This is a genomic window from Glutamicibacter sp., assembly GCF_032154645.1.
GTDB lineage: Bacteria > Actinomycetota > Actinomycetes > Actinomycetales > Micrococcaceae > Glutamicibacter.
On sequence record NZ_JALDXV010000011.1, the window covers coordinates 40,560 to 64,271 of the forward strand.

Here is a 23,712-nt window from a genome sequence, read left to right on the forward strand (position 1 = left end):
GACGGTGAGCACAACAAAAATCACGTTGTGCTGTGCAAGTGATGATGTGCGCAATGTTCATGCATCGTGGACAATGGATTAAGTGAGCGCAGAACGTAAAAATGAAGCAACCCGGTTAGTAATTCTCGGCGGCGGTCCCGGCGGTTATGAGGCTGCCATGGGCGCAGCTCAGCTCGGTGCCAACGTCACGGTGGTGGAACGTGCAGGCATGGGCGGTTCAGCGGTGCTGACCGACGTTGTGCCCTCCAAGACCCTGATCGCTACGGCGGATGCCGTGCGCCGCGTGAAGCAGGCCGAGGCCTTCGGCGTTCACGTCGACGGGCTGGATTCGGCCGTCACCGACTTCTCAGTGGTCAACCACCGTTTGCTTGATCTTGCCAAGGAGCAGTCCGCAGATATCCGCACCGGCCTGGAGCGTGCCGGCGTGCGCATCCTGATCGGCGACGGCCGCCTGGTGGACAACAACACCGTGGCAGTCACCCATCCGGATGGTTCCGAACAGAACATCGATGCTGACGCGGTCCTGCTGGCCGTCGGCGCCCACCCGCGCGAACTGCCCACCGCGAAGCCAGATGGAGAGCGCATCTTCAACTGGACCCAGATTTACAACATGAACGAGGTGCCCGAGCACCTGATCGTGATCGGTTCCGGTGTCACCGGTGCCGAGTTCGCCTCCGCCTACAACCTGCTGGGCGCCAAGGTGACCTTGGTCTCCTCGCGCGACCGCGTGCTTCCCGGCGAAGACGCAGATGCCGCAGGCGTGCTTGAAGATGTCTTCAAGGAAAACGGGGTCAACGTCGTTGCCCAGGCCCGCGCCGAAGGTGTGGAGCGCAAGGGGGACAAGGTCTTCGTCACCCTGGCCGACGGCCGCGTGCTGGAAGGCAGCCACTGCCTGGTCGCGGTTGGCTCCATCCCGAACACCGCGGGCATCGGCCTGGAAGAGGCGGGCGTTCAGCTCACCGATTCGGGCCACATCAAGGTGGACGGCGTTTCGCGCACCACCGTGACCAACATCTACGCAGCGGGCGACTGCACCGGCGTCTTCGCGCTGGCTTCCGTCGCCGCCATGCAGGGCCGCATCGCCGTGGCGCACCTTTTGGGTGATTCAGTCAAGCCGTTGAACCTCGACCGCGTGGCATCGAACATCTTCACCTCGCCGGAGATTGCCACCGTCGGTGTCAGCCAGCGTGCCGTGGCCGAAGGCAAGTACCAGGCAAACATCATCAAGGTTGACCTTAACTCCAACGCTCGCGCCAAGATGATGAACGTTGATCAGGGCTTCGTGAAGATCGTTTCGCGCAAGGGTTCGGGCACTGTCATCGGCGGCGTCGTCGTAGCGCCGCGCGCCAGTGAACTGATTTACTCGCTGGCCCTCGCGGTACAGAACTCCCTGCACGTGGATGACGTGGCGGAGACCTTCACCGTCTACCCGTCGTTGTCCGGGTCCTTGGCCGAGGCGGCGCGCCGCCTGCACCGCCACGGCTAAAAGATGAACGCATAGCTTCACGCTGAAAAGCGCACCCAGGGGGCGTTTCTTACTGATTATTGATCAGTGGGGAACGCCCCCTGTGGTGTTTTATGCCACTTAGTGAAATGAAACCTAGTCAAAATGTCCAAATAGTGGACATCGATATCCAAATACTGATCACCCGGGTTTAGGATTATTTCATTCACGTCGGTCCCGCTCTCGGGGACGGTCACTCGTTAGTCACTAAAGGAGACGCACCCCCATGTCTCAAGCCTCAGATAAGGTAGCGCCAAAGGAGAATACCCGCGGCCGCGTGCTGTTTGCCAGCATGATCGGAACCACGGTCGAGTTCTTCGACTTCTATGCCTACGCCACCGCGTCGGTGCTGGTATTCCCCACTCTGTTCTTCCCCAACGCCAGCAACATCAATGCGATTCTGTCGTCCTTCGCCATTTTCGGTGTTGCATTCCTTGCCCGCCCGCTCGGCTCGATCATCTTCGGCCACTACGGCGACAAGCTTGGACGCAAGGGAACCCTGGTTGCCTCGCTGCTGATGATGGGTATCGCCACCTTCCTGATTGGCTTCCTGCCACCCGCGCAGGGCATGTGGGTCGTCCTTGCCCCGCTGGCCCTGGTGCTGCTGCGCTTCGCCCAGGGTCTTGCGCTGGGCGGCGAATGGTCGGGCGCCGCGCTGTTGGCTACCGAAAACGCTCCGAAGAACCGACGTGCGGTCTACGGAACATTCCCGCAGCTGGGTGCTCCTGTAGGCTTCATCATCGCCAACCTGCTGTTCGTCGGGCTGCAGACCGGTCTGACCCCGGAACAGTTCATGGCGTGGGGCTGGCGCATTCCGTTCTTCTTCTCCGCCGTTATGGTGATCATCGGCCTTTGGGTACGCCTGAAGCTGGTTGAATCGCTGTCCTTCCAGAAGGTCGTCGAGCAGAACAAGGTTGTCAAGTCGCCATTTGCGGTGACCATGAAGCGTCACTGGCGTCCAACCCTGGCCGGAACCTTCATCATGCTCGCCACCTACGTGCTGTTCTACCTGATGACCTCCTTCACCCTGACCTACGGAACCGCACCGGCTACCGCAGATGTGGCTCGCGCCGCGGCCGAAGCCAAGGGCAAGGTCTTCGACCCGACAGCATTTGTGCCGGGTCTGGGCATCGATCGTCCGGTCTTCTTGACCATGTTGATCATCGGCGTCGTGTTCTTCGGCATCTTTACCGTGGTCTCCGGACCACTGGCTGAAAAGTTTGGCCGTCGCAAGTTCCTGATCTGGGTCACCGCTGGCATCTTGGTCTTCGGCGCCACCTGGACCCTGTTCTTCGGACCGGGCCAGGCGGCTGCCATGGTCGGCCTGATCGTTGGCTTCACGCTGATGGGCCTGACCTTCGGCCCAATGGCCGCCTACCTGCCGGAGCTGTTCCCATCCAACGTCCGCTATACCGGTTCTGCAGTTGCCTACAACCTGTCATCGGTCATCGGCGCGGCACCTGCTTCGTTCGTCGCCATTGCACTGTGGAACGCCGGCGGAGGCAACACCCTGGGCGTCGGACTCTATCTGGCGGCCGCCGCGGTGCTGACCCTCGTGGCATTGTTCTTTACCCGAGATACCACCGATGTGGATCTTGAGAATTTCGTTGACTAAATAGCCAACCCGAAGTCAGCAAGCGACGGCTGTACCTCCATCAGGGGAGGTACAGCCGTCGCTTGCTTAATGGGGGCTAGGGAAGGATCGAGTCCACGTAGCCGCCGTCGACGCGCAGGGCACCGCCGGTGGTAGCGGAGGCCAGATCCGAAGCGAGGTAGGCGACCATGTTGGCGATCTCCACTGGCTCAATCAGGCGCTGGATCAGCGACTGTGGGCGGTGCAGTTTCATAAACTCCCGCTGAGCCTGTTCCCAGGGTAGTTCCTTGTCCACCAATTGGTAGACGAAGTCCTCAACTCCTGGGGTGTGGGTGGGGCCGGCGATGACCGAATTCACTGTAACCCCGGTGCCTGCCGCGGCCTTGGCGAACCCTCGTGAGACGCCCAGCAAGGCGGTCTTGGAGACGCCGTAGTGGATCATCTCTGCGGGGATGACGGTAGCGGAGTCGCTGGCGATGTTCAAGATGCGGCCCCAGCCGCGGTCCTGCATTCCCGGCAGAAGCAGGCGGGTGAGCCGCACAGCGGAAAGTACATTGACCTCGAAGTAGCGCAGCCATTCCTCGTCGCTGATTTCCAAGGGGTCAGCGGCGCCGAAGATGCCGAGATTGTTGACGAGAATGTCAACGGCACCGGCCTGCTCAACCAGTGCAGCTGTCCCCTGTGCCGTCGTGACGTCCGCCGCGATGCCCTTGAGCTTGCGCCCCGATGCCTCGGTGAACATTGCGTCGACGGCTTTGCCAACGCTGCCCTCTGAACGTCCGTTGATAATGACAGTCGCCCCGGCATCAGCCAGATTGCTGGCTATGGCGAAGCCAATACCAGCCGTTGATCCGGTAACTACAGCCGTTTTTCCTGAAAGATCAATCTGCAGCATCAAGGCCTCCAAGTTTCAGCAGTTCTCACGCCAGCCTATGCCAGGGCAGCGTGCAGGGGATAGGAGCAGCTCGAATCAAGTCTGAAAACCTGCGGTGAACTTTTAGACGCACCCTTATCAAACGCGGATGATCGTGCAAGCATGGGCACGAGAAATACCGACGGGATAAAAGAGGGCAGCATAGTGCGAATCGCAGTTGCCGGTGGAACCGGCGTCTTGGGTAAACAAGTGGTCGCAGCGGTAGAGAAAGCCGGGCATGAAGCCCTGGTGTTGTCTCGCACCGCAGGATGCGACCTGACAAATGAGCATTCGGTGAGGCAGTGGCTGGTGGACTGTGAAGCCGTCATTGATGTCTCGGGCGCACCGACCACCAGTGCGTTGAATTCGATGAAATACTTCACCCAAGCTACGGCGAACCTGTTGATCGCCGGTCGAGAAGCCGGCGTGCGCAACCACGTGGCAATTTCCATTGTGGGGGCTGCCGCCATCGATTCGGGATACTATGCGGGCAAAGCCGCGCAGGAGCGGATGCTGCGCGTCCTGCCCGGTGGGTTCACGCTGCTGCGCACCACGCAGTTTCATGAATTCGTCGGTCAGAACATTGGACGCCTGTCCGCCGGCCCAATCCAGGTGGCACCCAAGATGAGGCTGCAGCCGATCGCCGGACATGAAGTCGCACAGGCGCTGGCCGACCTAGCGCAGCAGCCGGCGGCTGGCATTGTCCAAGACCTTGCGGGGCCCAAAGAGGAATGGATGCCGGATCTCTTCGCACAGTATTTGGCGAAGAACGGGCAGTCGCCGAAGATCGTGGAAGTCCCCTTGCCGGGAGCCATGGGTAAGGCCATGAAAGACGGGGGAATCCTTCCCGATGCGAACGCCCGACTGGGGACGGAAACTTTTACGGAATGGCTTGCTAAGCAATAGCAGTAGTCGGAGGAAGCCCGGTACCTGGTTTGCGGACGAGCAGTGCCACGGCCGCACCGGCTCCCGAAAGCAGTGCCAGTGCGCTTGCCAGATACATGGGCCATTCGTACTGGAAAGCCGCGTCGGGGTACCAGTCGTAGAAGGTGTCTCCCACGGAGTTGAGATTGCCGAATGCCGCGAAGAAATAAGCCGGCGCTCCCAAGAAGAGGATTCCCGACCAGAACAGGAGCGCCATGGGTCCGCGGAAATTCTTGCTGCCAAATGCTGCTAGCAGGCTCCACGACAAAGCCAGAAGAATGCCAAAGGCCGCAAAACCAATGCCGTCCAGTTTGCTGTAGGTCTGGTCTGCGGCTTTCATTTCCGCGACGGCAGTTTCAAGCGGGACACCGCTAGCAGCGGCGACTGCCAGGTCGTTGACGACGAACATTCCGTACAGGCTGTAGGCGATAACGATAGCTGCACCGGAAACTATCAAGATGTAGCGCATAAGTTGAGTCTATAGATCCAGCCATCGATCAATGGGAATGACGGGCCCACGATGTCGGCTGAAGTTGCATTGAACGAATGAGTAGTACTTTTTATGGCGGAGTAGACACGAAGACGCCGTTAAGTGGTGAAATAACTAGTGTTGGAGCATGGACAAGGTAAAACTTCATGACAGCCAATTCGAATTGTGGGGAAAACGAGCAAAAGCTGCAATCACAGAACTGCTACCGCTTGACTGGGATACTCGAATCGAGCATATCGGCTCAACATCTGTTCCAGGATTGCCAGCCAAGGACGTAGTTGACATCTTGATTGGTGTCCGTCCCGAACGAATTCAACCGATTGCTCAGGAATTGAAAAAGCGAGGGTACGATCTCGAAGGAAGTTTCTCAGACCATTGCTGGTTGAGCCTTCCGTCCCGACATAACCGACAAAGCATCTTTCATATCGTCCATCTCAATTCTCGTAGGTGGACTCGTCGTATTGCGTTTCGGGATTTGCTGCGTGAAAGCTCTTCCGCCCGTGCCAAGTATTTGGCGGTTAAACAAATTGCAGCGACATCAAGTGGGAAAAAAGAACCAACCGTAAAATGAACCGTCCCGGAAATCATGCCGCTAATTTACTAGCGGCAACATCGGGTAACGCGCCGTTGATTTCATCATAATAGAGTTCTTCGAATTCCACCGGACTCCGATACCCCAGAGTCGAGTGCAAACGGCAATTGTTGTACCAATGCACCCATTCCACGACCACGTCATCCACATCCGGTTTGGACGTCAAAGGACCCTGACGGAACGGGGAATCCCTGGCCACGGCCTCATTCTTGAACAACCCCATCACAGTCTCGGCGGCCGCATTATCGAACGCATCGCCGATCGAACCAATCGAGGGAACCAGCCCCTCGACGGCCAGCTTCTGCGTGTACCGTTGGGACGTATACTGGCTGCCCGCATGCGAGTGGTGAATTGTCCCCTGAACAGGGCTTTTATGAGGGCCTGAACCTTTCCGACGCTGCCATAACGCCAACCGGAGAGCCTCCTCGACAAACTCAGTATCATGCGAGGTCGACGAAGCCCACGACAAGATCCGACGTGAGAACAAGTCGATCACGAACGACATGTAGGTGAACCCGTTCCTCGTCGGGACATAAGTGAAATCAGTGATCCAGACCTTATCTGGTGCATTAGTGAAGAAGTTGCGGTTCAGCAAATCCTTCGCGCGCACCTTGTCTTTGGCACGGATCGTGGTGACGGTCCGCCGGCCACGGACCAAGCCGTTCATTCCCGTATCTCGCATCAGCCGGTCAACGGTGTGTTTCGATACGTCGGGGAAACCATGACGCTGCAGCCAGGCCCGCATCTTCCGTCGCCCGTAAAGCACTTCAGGCTTCGGCCTACCGGTCTTCGAATCCGGCTGCTGCAGGTCGTGCAGAACGTTGAGGATCTGAGCGTCGGTGATGGCCCGGGAGGCCGGCTGGCGTTGTTTCCAGCCGCGGTAAGTGCGCGCAGAGACCTTCAAACCCTGGAATCCCAGGGCTTGGCAGAACGGACGCGACTGCGTAGCCGCACTCTCGTTGCTGGTCGATGAACTCGGTGATTAGTGCCGGCGAGGGTCGAGCTCCCTTAGCTAAAGAAAATCGCTGACTGCCGAAGGATTTCATTGGTTTCTTCCAAGTCCTTGACTTTGACCTTGGCCTTCAAGGCTTTGATCTCGGCGAGTTCTTCACTGGTGGGACCGGTCCGGTCCCCGGCGTCGACCTGAGCTTGAACAACCCACCGGCGCAGAGTTTCTGCTCCGATGTTCAGCTTCGGTGCGAGGTCCTGGCAGGCACCGTAGGCGGACTTGTAGCGGTCCAGTCGGTCAAGGACGTAGGTGACGGCGCGTTCCTTGACTTCGGGGGGTGTACTGCTTGGGCATGTGTTCCATTCTCTCAAATAGGAACGGCATGATTTCCGGGACGATTCACCTGGCTGTTTCACCCGACCGTTAGAATTCGCCAAACGAGGGTGGGGCAGGTTTTGTTTCGTACTTGATTTTCTTAAGGGTGAGTCTATTAAAATCCACGATTGGAATTATTCGTGCATTCGGTATAGGTTATTGAGTGTTCAGGAAAAGTGCGATCTGAATAGTATGTATTATCAACCAAAGGTGTATTGATGACGAATATTCTTAAGCGGGTGATCTCTGTAGCAGGCTCATTTTTGCTGGCCTCCACCCTGTTCGCAACGCCTGCTCTTGCAGCGACAGCCGCCCCGATGCCATCAGGTGGAGCTGAACAAAGTAGCCTGCAAACTCTGCGGTCGAACATGCCGCAATCAGACCGTGCAAGGTTCGACAAGCTCTCAAGTGGACAGCAACAGGAACTGTTGGCAGCGGCACTTGACCCGTCATAGTTGCAAAACGCAGGAACCGGCAAATGGAAAGCTGTAGAAGAATCGATTTCTAAGGAATCCGTAGTTTCCTCTGGGAGCGCCGTCATGTTAGACATAGCTGAAGCTGCAGCAGTGAAACGGAAAACTGATACGCATAAGAAAAACTGGAAACTATTCGGGATCACCTACGCATCCTTGGAAGCTCGAATGACTTACCAGTACAACGGGAAAACCGTCACCGCTATCAACAGCTGTGGAGGTTTCTACACGAACCTGGTTCCGCTGCGCACGATCCAATCAATACCTTCTCAATACTTTGAGAGCAAGAAAACTAAAGCTGTCTGTGAGATCAGATGGCACATGACCAAATCTGGGGGTATTCAGGTTGGCGATGCTGTGCAAGGATTACGTGTGAATGGAAAGGGGTCTCGAATTGCATACTGGGACTACGATGCTTGAGCTGGGACTGCTTGAAGTAATTGTGATTGTGGCTTGGATGGCTGTAATCGTCTTGACCGCTTGGAATCTTTTAATGGTGAAGTCCGTAAAGAACCTTGTTGTTCTTCTAGTGTCGATTGTGGTTCCTGTTGTAGGAACACTGGTTGGCCTTGTTGCTGGCGGGCTTGAGTGGGCGCGACGGTCTAAGACGAAGCAATTAGAAGGACGTTGAGCAATCTAGGCTCCTAGTCTGATAGAGGGGGACCGCCTGACCATTTCACATCGAAGTGGTCAGGCGATTTTTCTGTATTAAGCTTCAGATTTGCGAGGCCTTCCGCCGGGCCATGGTCGCGAGGAGTTCCAAGAAGCGATGGTATGTGGGAACTAAGCACGCACGGCTTTCATCCCGTGGCTGGTACCCGTCCGACTCTCGAAGAACGCGGCGAAACAGGTATTTTGCGCCATATTCATCGCGATGGAAGCATATTTCGCGGAAAACGGCTTCGGGCAGATCACGGTAGCAAATCGGGACGCACCGATTAGTGGATAGGCTCGCAAATTGCGTCCACTTCATCACTTCGTAGTTCAGCCCACACGTCTAAGACAGCTGCCCTCACTGAACCGTCCCGGAAACCATATCGCTAACTGACTAGCGGCATGATTTCCGCCGGGACGGTTCAAAGCCATTAGACTGGCCTGCCGCGCTATTGTCCAAGTTCATGACTCTCATAGCTACGGGGAATTGTTTACTCAGGAACGGACGATATCTCAAGCAGGTGAGGCGGAAATTGAAGCCAATCGAAGGACCCTTATCAGCTTCCAGAATCATATTCTTTAAGGTGAGTGGGCTGACGTAAAACTAATTAAGCTTATGCACTGGATGCGGTCTTCAGAGAATTCATGTGCAACAACTAAAGGTTTGCAAAATCCAGAATCTCCGGTAGGTATGGCGAAAGGAGCCCTACTCAATTGAGTAGGACTCCTTTCGCGTCTTTGGTAATTTTCGAAGACTACTTCGCGTCGTCGATGGTGGCGATGACAGCACCGGACGACAGGGTCTCACCCGGGGTAACTTCCAGCCCGGAGATTACACCGTCGCGGTGAGCTGTGATTGGCTGTTCCATCTTCATGGCTTCGAGGACCACGATCAGGTCGCCCTCGGCCACCTCGGCGCCGTTCTCTACGGCGACCTTCACGATGGTGCCCTGCATGGGGGAGCGCAGCTCTGCGGAGTTGCCGCCGGCGGCTCCCGCAGCCTTGCGGCCGGACTTGCGCTTCTTCTTGGCTCCACCCTTGTCGGCGGCGCCGTTGGATGATACCGAACCAAGCGATGCCGGCAGGGTTACCTCAAGGCGCTTGCCGCTGACCTCTACGGTCACTGACGTGCGCTCGTTGTCCTCTTCCTCAGCCTGTTCGGTAGGGAATGGATGAGGGGCGATGAAGGTGTCGAACTCGGTTTCGATCCAACGGGTGTGCACTCGGAACGGGCCCTCGGCGGGAACGAAGGCTGGATCGCTCATCACTGCTCGGTGGAATGGCAGGACGGTGGCCATGCCCTCGATCTGGAATTCCTCCAGTGCGCGGCGGGCACGGGCGGCTGCGATGTCGCGGGTAGGACCGGTGACAATCAGCTTGGCGATCATCGAGTCGAAGTTGCCGGAGACGCTCTCGCCCTGCTCGATGCCGGAGTCAACGCGGACGCCTGGACCGGAAGGCAGGTTCATCTTGGTGATGGTGCCTGGGGTTGGCATGAAGCCTCGGCCTGCATCCTCACCGTTGATGCGGAACTCGAAGGAGTGGCCGCGCAGTGCCGGATCCTCGTAGCCGAGTTCCTCGCCGCGGGCGATGCGGAACTGCTCGCGCACCAGGTCCAAGCCGGAGATCTCTTCGGACACCGGGTGCTCAACCTGCAGGCGGGTGTTGACCTCAAGGAAGGAGATCACGCCGTCCTGTCCGACTAGGAACTCACAGGTGCCTGCGCCGCTGTACTCGGCTTCGCGCAGGATGGCCTTGGAGGATTCGTAGAGGCGGGCGATCTGATCTTCGCTCAGGAACGGTGCCGGTGCTTCTTCGACGAGCTTCTGGTTGCGGCGCTGCAGCGAGCAGTCGCGGGTGGAAACCACCACGACATTGCCGTGCACGTCGGCCAGGCACTGGGTCTCCACATGGCGTGGGGCGTCCAGGAAGCGCTCGATGAAGCATTCACCGCGGCCGAAGGCTGCCACCGCTTCGCGCACTGCCGACTCGTAGAGTTCGCCGATCTCTTCACGGTTGCGAACGACCTTGATGCCGCGTCCGCCGCCGCCGTAGGCGGCCTTGATGGCCAACGGTAGTCCGTGCTCGTCGGCGAAGGCGTAGACCTCGTCAGCGGAAGCCACCGGGTCCTTGGTGCCTGGAACCAGCGGTGCGCCGACCTTTTCTGCAATGTGGCGGGCCTTGACCTTGTCGCCCAGCTTGTCGATGGCGGCAGGAGGCGGGCCGATCCAGGTCAGTCCGGCGTCGATGACGGCCTGGGCGAACTCGGCGTTCTCCGAGAGGAAGCCGTAGCCCGGGTGGATGGCGTCTGCGCCGGAGCGCTCTGCAACATCCAGAATCTTCTCGATGCGAAGGTACGATTCTGCTGCGGTGGTGCCGCCCAGTGCGTAGGCCTCATCAGCCAAACGGACATGCAGGGCGTCGCGGTCAGAGTCTGCGTAGACCGCAACCGACTCGATCCCTTCGTCGCGGGCGGCGCGAATAATGCGCACAGCAATTTCGCCGCGGTTGGCGATCAGCACCTTCGTCAATGGATTCATCGTGAACCTTGTCTTCAAAAATTAAAGTTTCTCACCTAGGAGCCTATCGTTTTTGTGGGAACTATATGTAGTTAACCGCTCAAACTGGGGTGTTCGCCGTAAATTTTTGGAGGATTCCTACAAAAGTCTTCCTATGATCTCGATATCCAGTGGCTGCAGGGGACAAGCTAAGCGGTCTTTGGTTCACCGTCTATGTGTATGGACTGGAATGTGTAGGCACCGAACGCATCATTCAGGTGCGGACCCAAGCGGGAAATATGCTGCTGGTTCGCGATGATGCGTCAAACGGTGACTATGAATCTGAAGGCTGGCAACGCATCCACGAGAATTTATTCATCGGTAAGTAGCAGCCGCCCCTAGTACGTATCAATTGCGGGCGCGGTGCCGTCGAACCGCGGCCCGATTGGCGCAGCGAACCGAGCAGAAGCGTTGACGTCCGTTGCGCGTCACGTCGACCACGACGTTGGTGCAGGGGGATGCTTCGCAGCGGTGCAGCCTGTGCATGCCGCGGGTGGTCAGGTGCAGGGCGGTGCCGGTGCAGATGACCGATCTGAGCACCTGGGGCATGCTTTGACCGTCGTCGCGATAGTGCAGATGCCAGCCTTCGTTGTCGTGGTCGACCAGGCGTGGATACGCGGCGGCCTGAGCTAGTTGGATATTGAGCAGTCGCGCTCTTTCCTGATCCGAAGCCGCGTCGACAACAGCAAGCCAGTCGTCGATCACCGAACGCACCTGCGCGTGGTCCTTGGGCAGCCGCGGAAAGGGCATAGTCATGCCGACATCCCGTGTGCGTTCTTCAATTTCGTCGCGTTCGGAAGGCCAGTTGTTCGCCAGCGATGCCGCCAACAGCACCGCGTACTCTCCGTAAGGGTTGAGTTGCATAAGGACATTACATCATGCTGATTTCATGACTTATATAGCTAGTGCCGAAGCGCCGACAATACTGAATGACGAAGCCTGCGACGAACACCGCTGGGAGGTCGAATCACGGCACTGGACCTCCGAAGGCGAGGTGCAGTATCAGCGGTGCAGCACATGTTCCACCCGCCGGATGCTGCAGCGGCCGCTCTCGCCTCAAGCCTCGAGCTAAAGCCGTGAACCGCGGGCCTGGCGGGCAGTGAAATGCCCTAAGCTCCGGTCCGACTAGTGGGTGACGACGTGCGGAATGAAGTTCGCGAAGTTGTCGGTGATCGGCCCGTCGCTTTCACGGATGGCAAGACCCGAAGGCTCACCGTCGATCATCCAAACGCCCAGTACCGTGCTGACGTCCTTGTCCTCATCCGCGCGGTGGAAGACCGGCGGAAGCGCGAGTTCCTGAAGGATGAATCCTTCCTCGCCGTAGCCCTGAACTTCCCCCAGGGTGCGCTCGCCGTTCGAGCGGTGCAGGGTGATATCTGCGCCTTCACGGCTGAGCAGCGGCTTGCGCACGTAGCCCAGGCGTTTCAGGTAGGACGGCGCCTGGTCCTCGAACCATGCTGGCAGCAGGTACTGCGAGCGCTCGGGATCATTGCCGAAGAGCTTCCACAGCACCGGCAGGATGGCCTTGGTGCTCCAGAGCATCTTGTACGGCGGCTCGATCCAGATGGTGCCGCCCTGATAGGGCGCCCCGTTGAAGCCCGAATCGAGCATGTCGTTGAAGAGGTCGTCGGCATGCTGGCTGTGCACCATGTGCTCCCAGGGGTACAGCTTAAAGATGACCTGGACCAGCGGACCGTTTTCTCCGGCGCGGTAGCGGCCCTCGCCGTCCACCCACAAGTTTTCGATGTAGATGGTTTCGGTCTGGTAGCCGGCCGCGGCGCAGGTGTCGCGCAGCACCAGGGTGTTCATCTCGTCCTCATGGGACAGGTCGAGTTCGCTGCATGCAAAGTAGACGGTGGGGACGGAGCCGATCTTGCGGGAAATCAACTGCAGGTTGCGCTGCCAGGCAGCAACTAGGTCCTCATACATATTGGTCCACTGGGTGGCGCCGAGGCGGCGGTTGTCCTCAAACCACTCCCATTGCACCAGCGACTCTACCAGGGAGGTCGGGGTGTCGGCGTTGAATTCGTAGAGCTTGGGGATGCGCTGGTCTGGTTCCGGGTGGTCCAGCCCGCCGAAGCGGAAGTCGAAGCGCCCGTAGACGGAACCGCAGGCAGGTTCCTCATTCCAGCTTTCAATGACAGCGCGCATGGCCCGGTAAGGGATGCCGAAGCGTGCAAGATCTGCCGAGCCGGCGGGGGAAAGCAGGAAGTCTCCCGCCTCCTCCAACATGGAGAAGACGGTACTCGATGCCTTGTGCAGCACCTCGATTTCTTTCGGCGTCAGCTCGTAATAGGCGTCGTCGCGCCAGTAGCGATAGAGTTCCGGTGCGCTGCTGTTGCGGTCCTCATGGGTGTAGACCAGCCCCGAGGCGTTGACCTTTGCCAGATAGTCGGTCCGGGCCGTGGTCATCTTGCGCTGCATGGGTCCTAGCCTCCCGAGTGTCCGCCGCCGAAGCCGCCCGAGTGGCCGCTGCGCTGCTTGGAGTTCGATCCGAATCCTGCAGGCTTCCCGGTGGAGGCCGAGTAGCCGTTGCGGACGGTGCCGGACAGCCCCGCCTTGCTGCGGGCCGCGGTGTCATCGGAGCGGAAGCGCTGGGTGGACTGCGCTGGATCCAGCCGGGTTCCCGGGCGCAGTCCTCCTGCATAGCGGCCGATCATGAAGAACATCAGGGCGGTGCCGATTCCGGAACCTGTGTGGTGGGTACTCGACGGGGCGGCGTCGTTGCACTGGGATTCGTCGACCACCACGTTGTTTTCGTCGACGCAGTACACCGTGTCATCGGGGGTTGAAGATTCAAAACCTGAATCGCTGCCGCAGCTGCTTAGAACCAGCGCCGCGGCGGTGGCCACGGCTGGCAGGGTGAATCGTCGTTGGACGCTCAAAACAGTCATACCTTCGGTGCGGGAAATAAAAAAGTTGCATTAATTCTACCTGATGGAGGTAGGTGCGGGGCTCAGCCCCGCACCGGTGCTACCTCCACAGGTCGATGATCTGGATTCCGGCCTCTGCCAACAGGCCGCGCAGCACCGAAACGTCCAGACCTACAACGTTTTGGAAGTTGCCCTCGATGGACTCGATGAAGGCGGCAGCCAGCCCGTCGATCGTGAAGGCTCCGGCACAGGGCAGCGGCTCGCCGCTGGCCACGTAGGCGTCGATTTCAGCTTCCGAGACCGTATGGAAGCGGACCGTGGTGGAAGAGATCTTGCCCTGCGCCGCCTGCGGGTTGGCGGTGTCGATCAGCCAGTGGCCCGAGTGCAGCACGCCGGTGGCTCCGCTCAGCTGCCGCCAGCGTTCGCGGGCCACCTGTTCGGTGTGCGGCTTGCCGTAGGCGATGCCGTCCAATTCGAAGACCGAGTCGCAGCCGAGTACCACGGTGCCCGCCGGATGCTCCTGCTCCGCCACGTCCTGCGCCTTGGCCTGGGCCAGCAGCAGGGCGGTTTGCGCCGGGGTCCGCGGGCCCAGCTGTTCTACGGCGGCCTGCAGCACCGCGTCCTCGTCAACCGTTGACACCTGGGTGTCGAAGGCGAGGCCCGCGTCGGTCAGGACCTTTTTGCGCCCCCAGGAGGCGGAGGCGAGCAGCAGGCGGGCGGCGGCAGTTGACTCATCGCTCATACTGGGACGTTCTCCTTGGTGCTTGCGTCGTTTCCATCTTCAAAATCTTCCTTGGAATCTTCGGCTTCCAGCAGCTCATTGAGCTTGGAGCCTTCGACATCCACATCAGGCAAGATCTTATCCAGCCACTTCGGCAGGTACCAAGCCTTGTCGCCGAGCAGGTGCATGAGCGCCGGGATCAGCGTCATGCGGACCACGAAGGCATCGAAGAGCACGCCGAAGGCCAGGGCGAAGCCCAGCGGGCGGATCATCGCCAGGTGCGAGAACACGAAGCCGGTGAATACCGAGATCATGATCAGTGCCGCGGCGGTGACCACCGGGGCCGCCATGGAGAAGCCCGAACGGACCGCATCCCGTGCCGGTTCGCCGTGTGCATAGCGTTCACGCATCGCGGAGACCAGGAAGACCTGATAGTCCATGGCAAGACCGAAGAGGATGCCGGTGAGCAGGATCGGAAGGAAGCTGAGCAATGGACCCGGCACGTTCACGTCGAAGACATTGCCCAGCCAGCCGAACTGGTACACCGCGGTGGTGGCGCCGAAGGCGGCCATGAGCGAGAGCAGGAATCCGCCGGTGGCAAGGAACGGCACCACGATGGAGCGGAAGACCAGCAGCAGCAGGATCAGCGACAGGCCGACCACGATGCTCAGGTATGGAACCAGCGCCTCGGTGACCTTTTCGGACACGTCAATCTGTGCCGCCACCTGGCCGGTGACCGAGATTTCAGCTCCGGTGGCGTCGTGGATCTTCGCACGGTCATCGCGCAGCTCGTGGACCAGCTCCTCGGTGGCCGCCGAGGACGGACCATCGGTAGGGATCACCTGGATGGCCGACAGGGTCCGGTCATCGGTCATGGTCACCGGAATGGCAGCCACCACGCCGTTGTAGTCTCGCAGGGTGTCCGCGACGTCCAACGCCATGGAATCCGCATCACGCTGGGAGAGACCGGCCGGCAGGTCGGCGAGCACCAGCAGCGGACCGTTGTAGCCCGCGCCGAACTTGTCGCTGGTCTGCTCGAAGGCCTGGAAGGCTTGGGAGTCAGCCGGTTCGGCGCTGCCGTCCGGCAGGGCCGTGCGCATCTGCGCCGCCGGCATGGCGATGGCACCGAGCAGCGCGATCACTACCAGAACCGTCGGCACCGCCACCCTGGTGATGATGCGGACCCAGCGCGCGGAGATCGGTTCCTTGATCACCGGGTGTTCAGCCTGCTCTGCCGCCTTGCGGAACGCGCGCTTGGACACCAGTCGGGTGCCGGCCAGGGACAGCAGCGCCGGCAGCAGGGTGATGTTCAGCAGCACCGAGCACAGCACGGTGAACGCGGCGGAGAAGCCGAGGATCGACAGGAACGGAAGTCCCGGAACCGCCAGAGCAGCCAGTGCAATGATTACGGTCAGGCCGGCGAAGACCACAGCGTTGCCGCTGGTTCCCACCGCGCGGGCAATGGATTCGCCCACTTCCATGCCACCCAGCAGCTGGGATCGATGTCGGTGGATGATGAATAGGGCGTAGTCGATGCCCACTGCCAGGCCGAGCATGAGGGCCAGCGCCGGGGTAATCGATGCCATGGAGATCAGCGAGGAGAAGGCCATGGTGGTGCCCACGCCGGCGCCGACGCCGAGGATCGCCAGCAGCAGGGGCAGCCCGGCGGCAACAAAGGTGCCGAGCATGACCAGCAGCACCACCGCGGCGATGACCACACCGATAATTTCGGAGGCGCCGAAGACCTGGGACATGTCCTGCAGGATTTCCTTGGAGAAGAGCACCTCGACGCCGTTGGCCTGAGGGCCGGCGGCGATGGCGGTGATCATCTCGCGTTCTTCACTGGTCAGCGCATCGGTCTGTCCCTTGAATGAGACCTGGGCTACCGCGGTGCTGCCGTCCTGGGAGATGAAGCGCATGCCGTTGCTGGCATTGACCTGACGAGATGCAAATTCGAGTTCCGCGCGACCGGAATCAAGCTTCTTCTCACCCTTGGCCAGGTCCTTCTCGGCCTGTTCCAGCTGGGCGGTCCTGTCCTTGATGGTCTTCTCGCCCGATTCGAGTTTCTTCTTGGCCTCGGCAAGCTGTGCCTTGCCCGCCTCGAACTCGGCCTTCTTGGCATCGAATTCCTTCTGGCCGGCATCGAGCTTCGCCTGGCCGGCGCGCCACTGCGCCCACCCGTCGTTGAGCTTGGCCCGGTTGGAATCCAACTCCTTCTTGCCGGAATCCAATTGGGTCTTCGCGGCGGTCAGGTCAGCCTTGGCGTTGACCAGTTTGGCGCGGTTCTTTTCAAGTTCCTTGTTGCCCTGGTCTACTTCCTTCTGACCTGCATCCAGCTTCGCCTTGGCGGCGTCGAGCTGCTTCAGGCCCGCCTGAGCCTGATCAATCTGTGCAAGGGCGGAGTTGGCCTGCTTGATGCCGGCCTGCGCCTGCGAAGCTCCGGCAACAGCCTTCTGGCGTTCGGATTTCGCGGTATCCAAGCCAGCATTGAGCTGAGCCAGGGCCGCGGTGTACTTGGCAATATCTGCTTCGTTGCCCTCGGCAGTTGCCTGATCAAGTGCCTGCTGGGTCTGAGAAATTTTGGTGTTCAGCCCAGCAATCGCAGCATCCGCCTGCTTGATGCCAGCGTTGGCCGCGGCCAATCCATCCTGTGCGGTATTCAGACCGGCCGTGGCTTCCTTCTCACCGTTGGCAAGTTGCTTTTCAACCGTTGAACGGGACTTGCCCTGCAGGATCTTATCCATGCCCGCGTCATATTGCTTTTCGCCGGCATCCAACTTTGCCTGGGCATTGTCCAGCTTTTTCTCGCCGGCCTTGAACTGGCTCAGTCCTGATTCATACTGGGACAATCCCGCCTTGTACTTCTTCAGACCCGAGTCATACTTCTGTTGGCCCTTGTCCAACTGGGCTTGCCCGCTGGTCAGCTGGGCTTTGGAGCTTTCGAGTTCGCTTCGGCCGTTGGCAAGCTGCTGCTCGGCCACAGCGATCTGCGGTTCGCCGGCAGTGATCTTGTCCTGACCCTTGTTGTACTCTTCCCAGCCGTCGGCAATGCCCTTCTTACCGTCTTCCAGCTGCTTCTTGCCATCGGCAATCTGCTTCTTGCCGTCGTTGATCTCTTCCTGACCATCAACGAGCTTCTGCTCGGCCTTGTCCAGTTCGGGCTGGGCCTCGTCGAGCTGCTTCTGCAGATCGAAGGGGCTCATCGCGCTGACCACTGCTGGGTTGAGCTTCAGCTGTTCCAGAGAGTCGTTGATCGACTGCTTCTGCGCCTCATTCAGCGGCTTGTTCGAATTCTCATGGAAAACGATCGACCCCGAGCCACCGGCAAGATCCGGAATCTCCTCCTTGAGACGGTCCAGGGTGCGCTGGGTTTCGGTGCCGGGGATGGTGAAGGTGTTGGACAGCTGCCCCATGAACAAGCTGGCCGAGATGCCGATAAAGATGAACGCCGCCAGCCACATCGCGATAATGCGGTAGTGGTGCCGGTGGGCCCACCGCGCCAGGCGGTAAAGCATTGAAGCCATGGTCAGTCTTCCTTGGATTTTTGCGAGGGGGAAATGGGCAAGGCAGAAAGCCCTTGATCAAGGGTTCTCATGGCTTGGTTGATCAGGGTGTGAAACTCCGCAATTTGGGCATCCGTAATGTCATAGGACACGGCGCCCAAGGAGGGCAGGCGTTCAATCCATTCGTCGAATGCCGCTTGGCCTGCGCCGAGCAACGCATGGGTGAAGACCCGGATGGCGAAGCTGTCCGCGTTGGGGGAGCGTCGGGCAAGTTTGTTGACGACATCAGCGGTGGCTTTTTGCCACTCGTCCATGTTCGATGGATAGCATCCGCTGGGTGAATCCTTGGTCAGCAGTGCGCCAAAGACCGCCACCCTTCCCAGCAGTTCGGCGACCTCGTCGGATTCCAACGCGACCACGATGGCATCCATCAGGGGCATCGTATCGGTTAGCTCGCTGATGGAGTCGACCATCGTCTCCAGCACCCGATGCAGCGGGTAGGAAATGATGGCGTCCACGGTGGGGAAATAGTTGAACAGCGTGCGTCGAGAAATACCAGCGGCGTCGGCAATCTGGGTGGCTGTCAGGGCCGCCCCGTCTGAGTCGTGGAGCAGCTGCGAAACAGCGTTGAGGATTGCGTCCCTGGTAGCTTGTTTGTTTTTCTCGCGGCGAGTTGTCGTACTTTCAGTTGTCACATACTTACACTACGTGCAAAGTTGCACTCTGTGCAAAATCTATGGTTTTTCACAGTTTTGATGCCCAAAGGAGAGGACATCTGGTCCGTGCCGCGACGGTTAAACAAAGCAGCCGGTGAACAGAAAATCTGTTCACCGGCTGCTGTGAAGCGTCAATGCTTAGGCGTTGGAGGTTTCCAGATCCTTGGATTCCTCGGTCTCCTCCTGAGCGAAGGGATTGCCGTTGCGTGGTGCGTTGTACAGGTCCAGATCCAGGATGCCTTCGCGCTTTGCGACGATGGTTGGGATCAAGGCCTGGCCTGCAACGTTGACCGCGGTGCGGCCCATGTCCAGGATCGGGTCAACTGCCAGCAGCAGACCAACGCCGGCCAGTGGTAGACCCAGGGTGGACAGGGTCAGGGTCAGCATGACGATGGCGCCCGTGGTGCCCGCGGTCGCTGCGGAACCGAGCACCGAAACCATGGCGATCAACAGGTAATCGGTGAAGGACAGGTCGATGTTGAAGAACTGTGCCACAAAGATTGCGGAGATGGCCGGGTAGATCGCGGCGCAGCCGTCCATCTTGGTAGTGGCACCCAGCGGAACAGCGAAGGATGCGTAGCCGGATGGTACGCCCAAGTTGCGTTCGGTGACGCGCTGGGTCAGCGGCAGGGTGCCGATCGACGAGCGGGAAACGAAGGCAAGCTCAACTGCTGGCCACACGCCGGAGAAGTACTGCTTGATCGACAGGCCGTGCAGGCGAATCAGGGTTGGGTACAGGGCGAATAGCACCAGTGCCAGACCGACGTAGATAGCAAGGGTGAACTTGCCCAGGGCGCCGATGGTGTCCCAGCCGTAGGTTGCCACGGCGTTGCCGATCAGGCCAACCGTACCGATCGGAGCGATGCGGATGATCCACCACAGTACCTTCTGGATGATGGCCAGAACCGAAGTCGAGAATACAAGGAACGGTTCGGCAGCCTTGCCGACCTTCAGCGCGGCAACGCCAACGGCGATGGCGATAACGAGGATCTGCAGAACGTTGAAGCTCATCGAGGTGCTTGCGGCGCCTTCGACGATCTTGGTGTTGGCTGCCAAGCCCAAGAAGTTTTCCGGGATCAAGCCGGTGATGAATGCAAGCCAGTCGCCGGTGCGTCCCGAGTAGTCCTGCGGAAGCTCTTGACCGGTATTGGCGCCCGGCTGGAACAGCAGGCCGAGCAGAATGCCGATGGTGACCGAGATCAGGGCGGTGATGGCGAACCACAACAGGGTCTGCCATGCCAAGCGGGCGGCGTTGGTGACCTTGGAAAGGTTGGCAATCGACGCTACTACCGCGAAGAAGATCAGCGGAATAACAGCTGCGCGCAGAAGCGAAACATAGCTGGATCCGATGATCGACAGGGTTTCACCCAAAGCGTTCGGTTCATCAGCGGTGCTGCCGGTGTACTTGGCGATGAGGCCAAGAATGACGCCGAGAATCAGCGAAGCGATGATTTGTGGACCAAAGCTTGTAACCCAACGAGGGAGTTTGGATGAAGGTGCGGTGTTAGACATGCGTTCTACGGTAGGGCACCAATGTTCAGGTGATGTAGTTGATGTTACGCAACGTTACATATCGGCCGTAATTGTGGATTGTGACACTTGATTTAACCTTCAACAAGGAATTTTCGCCGGGAAATCAAGGATTGTTTCTAAAGGTTTCGCATTATGACCGAGTTGTTACGAAGGGTCCAATAGGGGGTGGGCTGGCTCCTTCTGGACTATTGGGGTCAGTTGTGATCCACGCGTTGCTGGCCTGTTAGGCGCTCGCTGAAGTCGCAGGTTTCATGCAATGACGCAGAGATCAAAATAGGTGTGGCGCAAGTTTGGTATGCCAATATCCGATTCGAAACCTTTCTTTCCGTGACGGGCTCGTGTCAGCTCAGGCAGTCTGCTGACTGCAGTGAAACTCCAGCGGCAATACGGGGCTGCCCTGTGTAGCCGCACCGTTCGTGTGTGGAGCGTGATGTTTCCTCACGTGCTGAGACGGAAGCTTCGCCTAAGTGGGGGAGCTTGACAATAGTCTTGAGCATGAAAGAGTTTTCTTGGATTAGGGTGCCGCGGCGGCACTAAAGCATCTGAACAAAGGGATGGGCCAATGCGCATATACGTAACCAGCGTTTTCGTGGATGACCAAGACAAGGCGGAGAAGTTCTACACAGAAATTCTCGGGTTCAAGGTCAAGCACAGCATTCCGGTGGGGGAGTACCGCTGGCTGACCCTGGTGTCTTCTGAGGATGAAAACGGGACCGAACTCCTACTGGAGCCATCGGCGCACCCAGCGGTCGGACCCTACCGGGCGGCATTGGTTGCCGACGGAATTCCGGTGACTTCCTTTGCGGTGGAGGATGTCCAGGCCGAATTTGAACGTTTGTCGGGACTGGGCGTGAAATTTACGCAGGAGCCGATGGACGCGGGAACTGTGGACATCGCAACCTTTGACGATACGTGCGGCAACCTGATTCAAATTACGAGCTACAAGGGTTAGTACTTTTTGACGCAACCGGGGCGGGGTCGGAACACTGATGTGTTCCGACCCCGCCCCGGTGCATTTGGACGACGAGCGCTACTTGACCAAGGCTCGCTTCAGGGTGTCCAAACCAACTGAACCCAGTTGCAGTGCCTTGGTGTGGAAGTCCTTGAGTGAGAACTGATCACCCTGTTCGGCTTCCAACGTGTCGCGAATCTGCTCCCAGAGGCGCTGACCCACCTTGTAGGAAGGTGCCTGACCCGGCCAGCCAAGGTAGCGGGTGTACTCGAAGTCCAGCTGGCCTTCGGAGATATCCAAATTCTTCTTCAGGAACTCGTAACCGTTCTCCGAGTTCCAGGTACCGGTGCCCCACTGCTCGGGCACCGGCAGGGAAAGATGGACGCCGATGTCGAAGACGACGCGCGCCGCACGCATGCGCTGAGCGTCGAGCATTCCCATGTAGTCGCCTGGATCTGCGAGGTATCCCAGTGAATGCATGAGCCGCTCGGAATACAGGGCCCAGCCCTCGCCATGCCCCGAGACCCAGCAGGCCATGCGGCGCCAGCTGTTCAGCGTGTCTGCCTGAAGCTGCGCGGTGGCCACCTGCAGGTGGTGTCCCGGAACGCCTTCGTGGTACACGGTGGTCAGTTCCGACCAGGTGGTGAACTGCTCCTCTCCCGGCGGTACCGACCACCACATGCGGCCCGGTCGGGTGAAGTCCTCGGACGGGCCGGTGTAGTAGATTCCGCCGTCTTGGGTCGGTGCGATCATGCATTCGATGCGATCCATCGGTGCCGGGATGTCGAAGTGGGCATCGCTCAGGTCGGCGATGGCCTTGTCGGCCTTCTCCTGCATCCATGCCTTGAGGGCATCGGTTCCATCGAGCTTGCGCGCTGCGTCCTCGTTGAGGATCTGCTTCGCTTCTTCGATGCTCGCGCCCGGCTTGATCTGCTGCGCGGTGCGCTCCTGCTCGGCGATGATCGCATCGAGTTCGGCGACGCCCCAAGCATAGGTTTCTTCCAAATCAACCGCAGCGCCAAGGAACCGGCGTGACATCAGCGCGTAGTATTCGCGGCCTACCGCATCGACCTCCGGCGCCTGAGGCAGTAACTCGTTCTGGAGGAAGTCGGCAAGCTTTCGGTACGCCTTCTTTGCCACCTCGGCTCCCGCGGTCAACGATGGCTCCAGGGATGCATCAACGACTGCACCTGCTTGGGCCAGCTGGTCGAAGAATCCGGCATCCTTGCCGTAGTCCTTGGACTGGGTAGCAACGATCTCCACCTGACGGCGGGCCGCGACCAGAGAGTTGGAAGCGGAGTCGCGCAGGGAAGCGATGTAACCCTCGATGGCCGCTGGAATATTCGCCAGACGCGCGGAGATAAAACCGTAATCCTCAGCAGATTCCTGCGGCATCAGGTCAAGTACCGCGCGGATCTCCTGTGCAGGGCTGGCAATATTGTTCAGTTCGGTGCGGCCGGTCTGCAAGATTTCTAGGTCGAGACCGAGGCGTTCGGTCATGGCGTCTAGGGTCACCTCGTCGATTGCATCCACTGGCGAAGCCTGCGCCAGCTGTTCGAGTGTTTCGCGAAGCACCTGAATCTGGACCGCGGTGCCCGCGGGGGAGTAGTCGGAATAGGCCGATTCATAACCTGGAATTCCAAGTGAAACGCCGAATTCTGGAGTAATCTCAAGTGTTTTCGAGAAGAAGGCTTCGGCAATCTCGTCGATGCGCGAGGGCTCACGCTGTGCGGTTGAAGATGTCATGTAGCTAACACTAATAGATCTGAAAGATTTGTTGAAGAGTGTATTTGTCTATTAATTCCGACAAAGTCACCGCATGAGTTCGGATGGTGAGATCAGTGCCGTCACGATCTGCGATCTAGATCGCTTTCCCTTCTTAAAGTGTCACCTTAAGCCCGTCCTTTTTGTATAGGTAAGAAACCATGAAGAACACCACGAACTATCACTTCAGCCAAACGCTTTTTGCGTCCAGTGCACCTTTTCCACATTTTGTCCGCCATGGGGAACTCGGATTCACCGCCGGCATCATCGGTCAGGACCGAAAGCACGGGCAGTTGGTCAGCGACGACGTGGAGCAGCAATGCGAAGCCATGATGGGAAATCTCGGAGCACTGCAGGAGGAGCTGAACTTGAACTTCACCCACGTGGTGAAGACGACGATCTATCTGAGAAGCTACGAAGATTTCGAAACAATCAACCGGGTCTACGGTTCATGCTTCGCTGCGCCCTATCCGGTGCGAACCACCCTCGCCGTCGCAGCACTTCCACTGGATGCAGGGGTGCAAATCGATGCGGTGTTGGACCTTTCCCACAACGGCGGGACCGCCCCCTGGGTCCACTACTTTCCGCTCGACGCCCTGGTGGAAGTATGACGCTCAACCGATT

The 23,712-nt window shown here is 59.0% G+C and carries 22 protein-coding genes; 9 read left to right on the forward strand and 13 right to left on the reverse strand.

What is annotated here, in order from left to right; genetic code table 11:
* The first annotated feature begins 82 nt into the window (after positions 1 to 82).
* Positions 83 to 1,486 (forward strand): NAD(P)H-quinone dehydrogenase, encoded by a 1,404-nt coding sequence (locus tag RUH64_RS10680; RefSeq protein WP_313813263.1) that lies wholly within the window; start codon positions 83 to 85, stop codon positions 1,484 to 1,486.
* A 244-nt stretch (positions 1,487 to 1,730) separates the two neighbouring features.
* Complete coding sequence (locus tag RUH64_RS10685) at positions 1,731 to 3,119, forward strand: MFS transporter (RefSeq protein ID WP_313813265.1); 1,389 nt, start codon at positions 1,731 to 1,733, stop codon at positions 3,117 to 3,119.
* Between the two features lie 76 nt (positions 3,120 to 3,195).
* Here RUH64_RS10685 and RUH64_RS10690 read toward each other — a convergent pair whose 3' ends face one another.
* On the reverse strand, positions 3,196 to 3,990 hold the full coding sequence (locus RUH64_RS10690; protein WP_313813348.1) for an SDR family oxidoreductase: 795 nt from the start codon (positions 3,988 to 3,990) through the stop codon (positions 3,196 to 3,198).
* A gap of 186 nt (positions 3,991 to 4,176) precedes the next feature.
* Here RUH64_RS10690 and RUH64_RS10695 point away from each other — a divergent pair, with 186 nt between their 5' ends.
* The gene (locus tag RUH64_RS10695; protein ID WP_313813267.1) at positions 4,177 to 4,917 is read left to right on the forward strand and encodes an NAD-dependent epimerase/dehydratase family protein; all 741 of its coding nucleotides are present in this window, start codon (positions 4,177 to 4,179) and stop codon (positions 4,915 to 4,917) included.
* Here RUH64_RS10695 and RUH64_RS10700 read toward each other — a convergent pair.
* The gene (locus RUH64_RS10700; protein ID WP_313813268.1) at positions 4,907 to 5,404 is read right to left on the reverse strand and encodes a hypothetical protein; all 498 of its coding nucleotides are present in this window, start codon (positions 5,402 to 5,404) and stop codon (positions 4,907 to 4,909) included. The two genes, RUH64_RS10695 and RUH64_RS10700, sit on opposite strands and share 11 nt — an antisense overlap.
* Positions 5,405 to 5,552: 148 nt before the next feature.
* Here RUH64_RS10700 and RUH64_RS10705 point away from each other — a divergent pair, with 148 nt between their 5' ends.
* Positions 5,553 to 5,996, forward strand: a complete 444-nt coding sequence (locus RUH64_RS10705; RefSeq protein WP_313813269.1) for a GrpB family protein — start codon at positions 5,553 to 5,555, stop codon at positions 5,994 to 5,996.
* Between the two features lie 13 nt (positions 5,997 to 6,009).
* Here the strand turns inward: RUH64_RS10705 and RUH64_RS10710 are convergent, their stop codons facing one another.
* Together RUH64_RS10710 and RUH64_RS10715 are read right to left on the reverse strand one after the other, a co-directional pair.
* Complete coding sequence (locus RUH64_RS10710) at positions 6,010 to 6,921, reverse strand: IS3 family transposase (protein WP_313813273.1); 912 nt, start codon at positions 6,919 to 6,921, stop codon at positions 6,010 to 6,012.
* A 104-nt stretch (positions 6,922 to 7,025) separates the two neighbouring features.
* Positions 7,026 to 7,337: a hypothetical protein gene (locus RUH64_RS10715; protein WP_313813274.1), complete on the reverse strand. Its 312-nt coding sequence runs from the start codon at positions 7,335 to 7,337 to the stop codon at positions 7,026 to 7,028.
* Positions 7,338 to 7,559: 222 nt separating this feature from the next.
* Here RUH64_RS10715 and RUH64_RS10720 point away from each other — a divergent pair, with 222 nt between their 5' ends.
* Positions 7,560 to 7,796: a hypothetical protein gene (locus tag RUH64_RS10720; RefSeq protein ID WP_313813275.1), complete on the forward strand. Its 237-nt coding sequence runs from the start codon at positions 7,560 to 7,562 to the stop codon at positions 7,794 to 7,796.
* Between the two features lie 84 nt (positions 7,797 to 7,880).
* Positions 7,881 to 8,234 (forward strand): hypothetical protein, encoded by a 354-nt coding sequence (locus RUH64_RS10725; protein ID WP_313813277.1) that lies wholly within the window; start codon positions 7,881 to 7,883, stop codon positions 8,232 to 8,234.
* A gap of 989 nt (positions 8,235 to 9,223) precedes the next feature.
* Here RUH64_RS10725 and RUH64_RS10730 read toward each other — a convergent pair.
* The gene (locus RUH64_RS10730; protein WP_313813279.1) at positions 9,224 to 11,008 is read right to left on the reverse strand and encodes a biotin carboxylase N-terminal domain-containing protein; all 1,785 of its coding nucleotides are present in this window, start codon (positions 11,006 to 11,008) and stop codon (positions 9,224 to 9,226) included.
* A gap of 149 nt (positions 11,009 to 11,157) precedes the next feature.
* Between RUH64_RS10730 and RUH64_RS10735 the strand changes: the two genes are divergently transcribed.
* On the forward strand, positions 11,158 to 11,355 hold the full coding sequence (locus RUH64_RS10735) for a hypothetical protein (protein ID WP_313813281.1): 198 nt from the start codon (positions 11,158 to 11,160) through the stop codon (positions 11,353 to 11,355).
* Between the two features lie 19 nt (positions 11,356 to 11,374).
* Here RUH64_RS10735 and RUH64_RS10740 read toward each other — a convergent pair whose 3' ends face one another.
* The 7 genes from RUH64_RS10740 to RUH64_RS10770 form a co-directional block, all read right to left on the reverse strand.
* On the reverse strand, positions 11,375 to 11,890 hold the full coding sequence (locus RUH64_RS10740) for a CGNR zinc finger domain-containing protein (RefSeq protein ID WP_313813283.1): 516 nt from the start codon (positions 11,888 to 11,890) through the stop codon (positions 11,375 to 11,377).
* A 261-nt stretch (positions 11,891 to 12,151) separates the two neighbouring features.
* Positions 12,152 to 13,450, reverse strand: a complete 1,299-nt coding sequence (locus tag RUH64_RS10745; RefSeq protein ID WP_313813284.1) for a glutathionylspermidine synthase family protein — start codon at positions 13,448 to 13,450, stop codon at positions 12,152 to 12,154.
* Between the two features lie 5 nt (positions 13,451 to 13,455).
* Positions 13,456 to 13,911, reverse strand: a complete 456-nt coding sequence (locus tag RUH64_RS10750; protein WP_313813285.1) for a hypothetical protein — start codon at positions 13,909 to 13,911, stop codon at positions 13,456 to 13,458.
* 88 nt (positions 13,912 to 13,999) lie between these two features.
* Positions 14,000 to 14,641, reverse strand: a complete 642-nt coding sequence (locus RUH64_RS10755; RefSeq protein WP_313813288.1) for a nucleoside triphosphate pyrophosphatase — start codon at positions 14,639 to 14,641, stop codon at positions 14,000 to 14,002.
* Positions 14,638 to 18,144 (reverse strand): MMPL family transporter, encoded by a 3,507-nt coding sequence (locus tag RUH64_RS10760; protein ID WP_313813290.1) that lies wholly within the window; start codon positions 18,142 to 18,144, stop codon positions 14,638 to 14,640. The genes RUH64_RS10755 and RUH64_RS10760 overlap by 4 nt, the downstream gene beginning before the upstream one ends.
* 2 nt (positions 18,145 to 18,146) lie before the next feature.
* The gene (locus RUH64_RS10765) at positions 18,147 to 18,818 is read right to left on the reverse strand and encodes a TetR family transcriptional regulator (protein ID WP_313813291.1); all 672 of its coding nucleotides are present in this window, start codon (positions 18,816 to 18,818) and stop codon (positions 18,147 to 18,149) included.
* Between the two features lie 159 nt (positions 18,819 to 18,977).
* The gene (locus tag RUH64_RS10770) at positions 18,978 to 20,351 is read right to left on the reverse strand and encodes a dicarboxylate/amino acid:cation symporter (RefSeq protein WP_313813292.1); all 1,374 of its coding nucleotides are present in this window, start codon (positions 20,349 to 20,351) and stop codon (positions 18,978 to 18,980) included.
* 583 nt (positions 20,352 to 20,934) lie between these two features.
* Here RUH64_RS10770 and RUH64_RS10775 point away from each other — a divergent pair.
* Positions 20,935 to 21,324 carry a VOC family protein gene (locus tag RUH64_RS10775; protein WP_313813293.1) on the forward strand — a complete coding sequence of 130 codons (390 nt, stop codon included), beginning with the start codon at positions 20,935 to 20,937 and terminating at the stop codon, positions 21,322 to 21,324.
* A gap of 78 nt (positions 21,325 to 21,402) precedes the next feature.
* Here the strand turns inward: RUH64_RS10775 and RUH64_RS10780 are convergent, their stop codons facing one another.
* Positions 21,403 to 23,070, reverse strand: a complete 1,668-nt coding sequence (locus RUH64_RS10780) for a DUF885 domain-containing protein (protein ID WP_313813294.1) — start codon at positions 23,068 to 23,070, stop codon at positions 21,403 to 21,405.
* Positions 23,071 to 23,249: 179 nt separating this feature from the next.
* Here RUH64_RS10780 and RUH64_RS10785 point away from each other — a divergent pair, with 179 nt between their 5' ends.
* The gene (locus tag RUH64_RS10785) at positions 23,250 to 23,699 is read left to right on the forward strand and encodes a Rid family hydrolase (RefSeq protein ID WP_313813296.1); all 450 of its coding nucleotides are present in this window, start codon (positions 23,250 to 23,252) and stop codon (positions 23,697 to 23,699) included.
* The last annotated feature ends 13 nt before the right edge of the window (positions 23,700 to 23,712 follow it).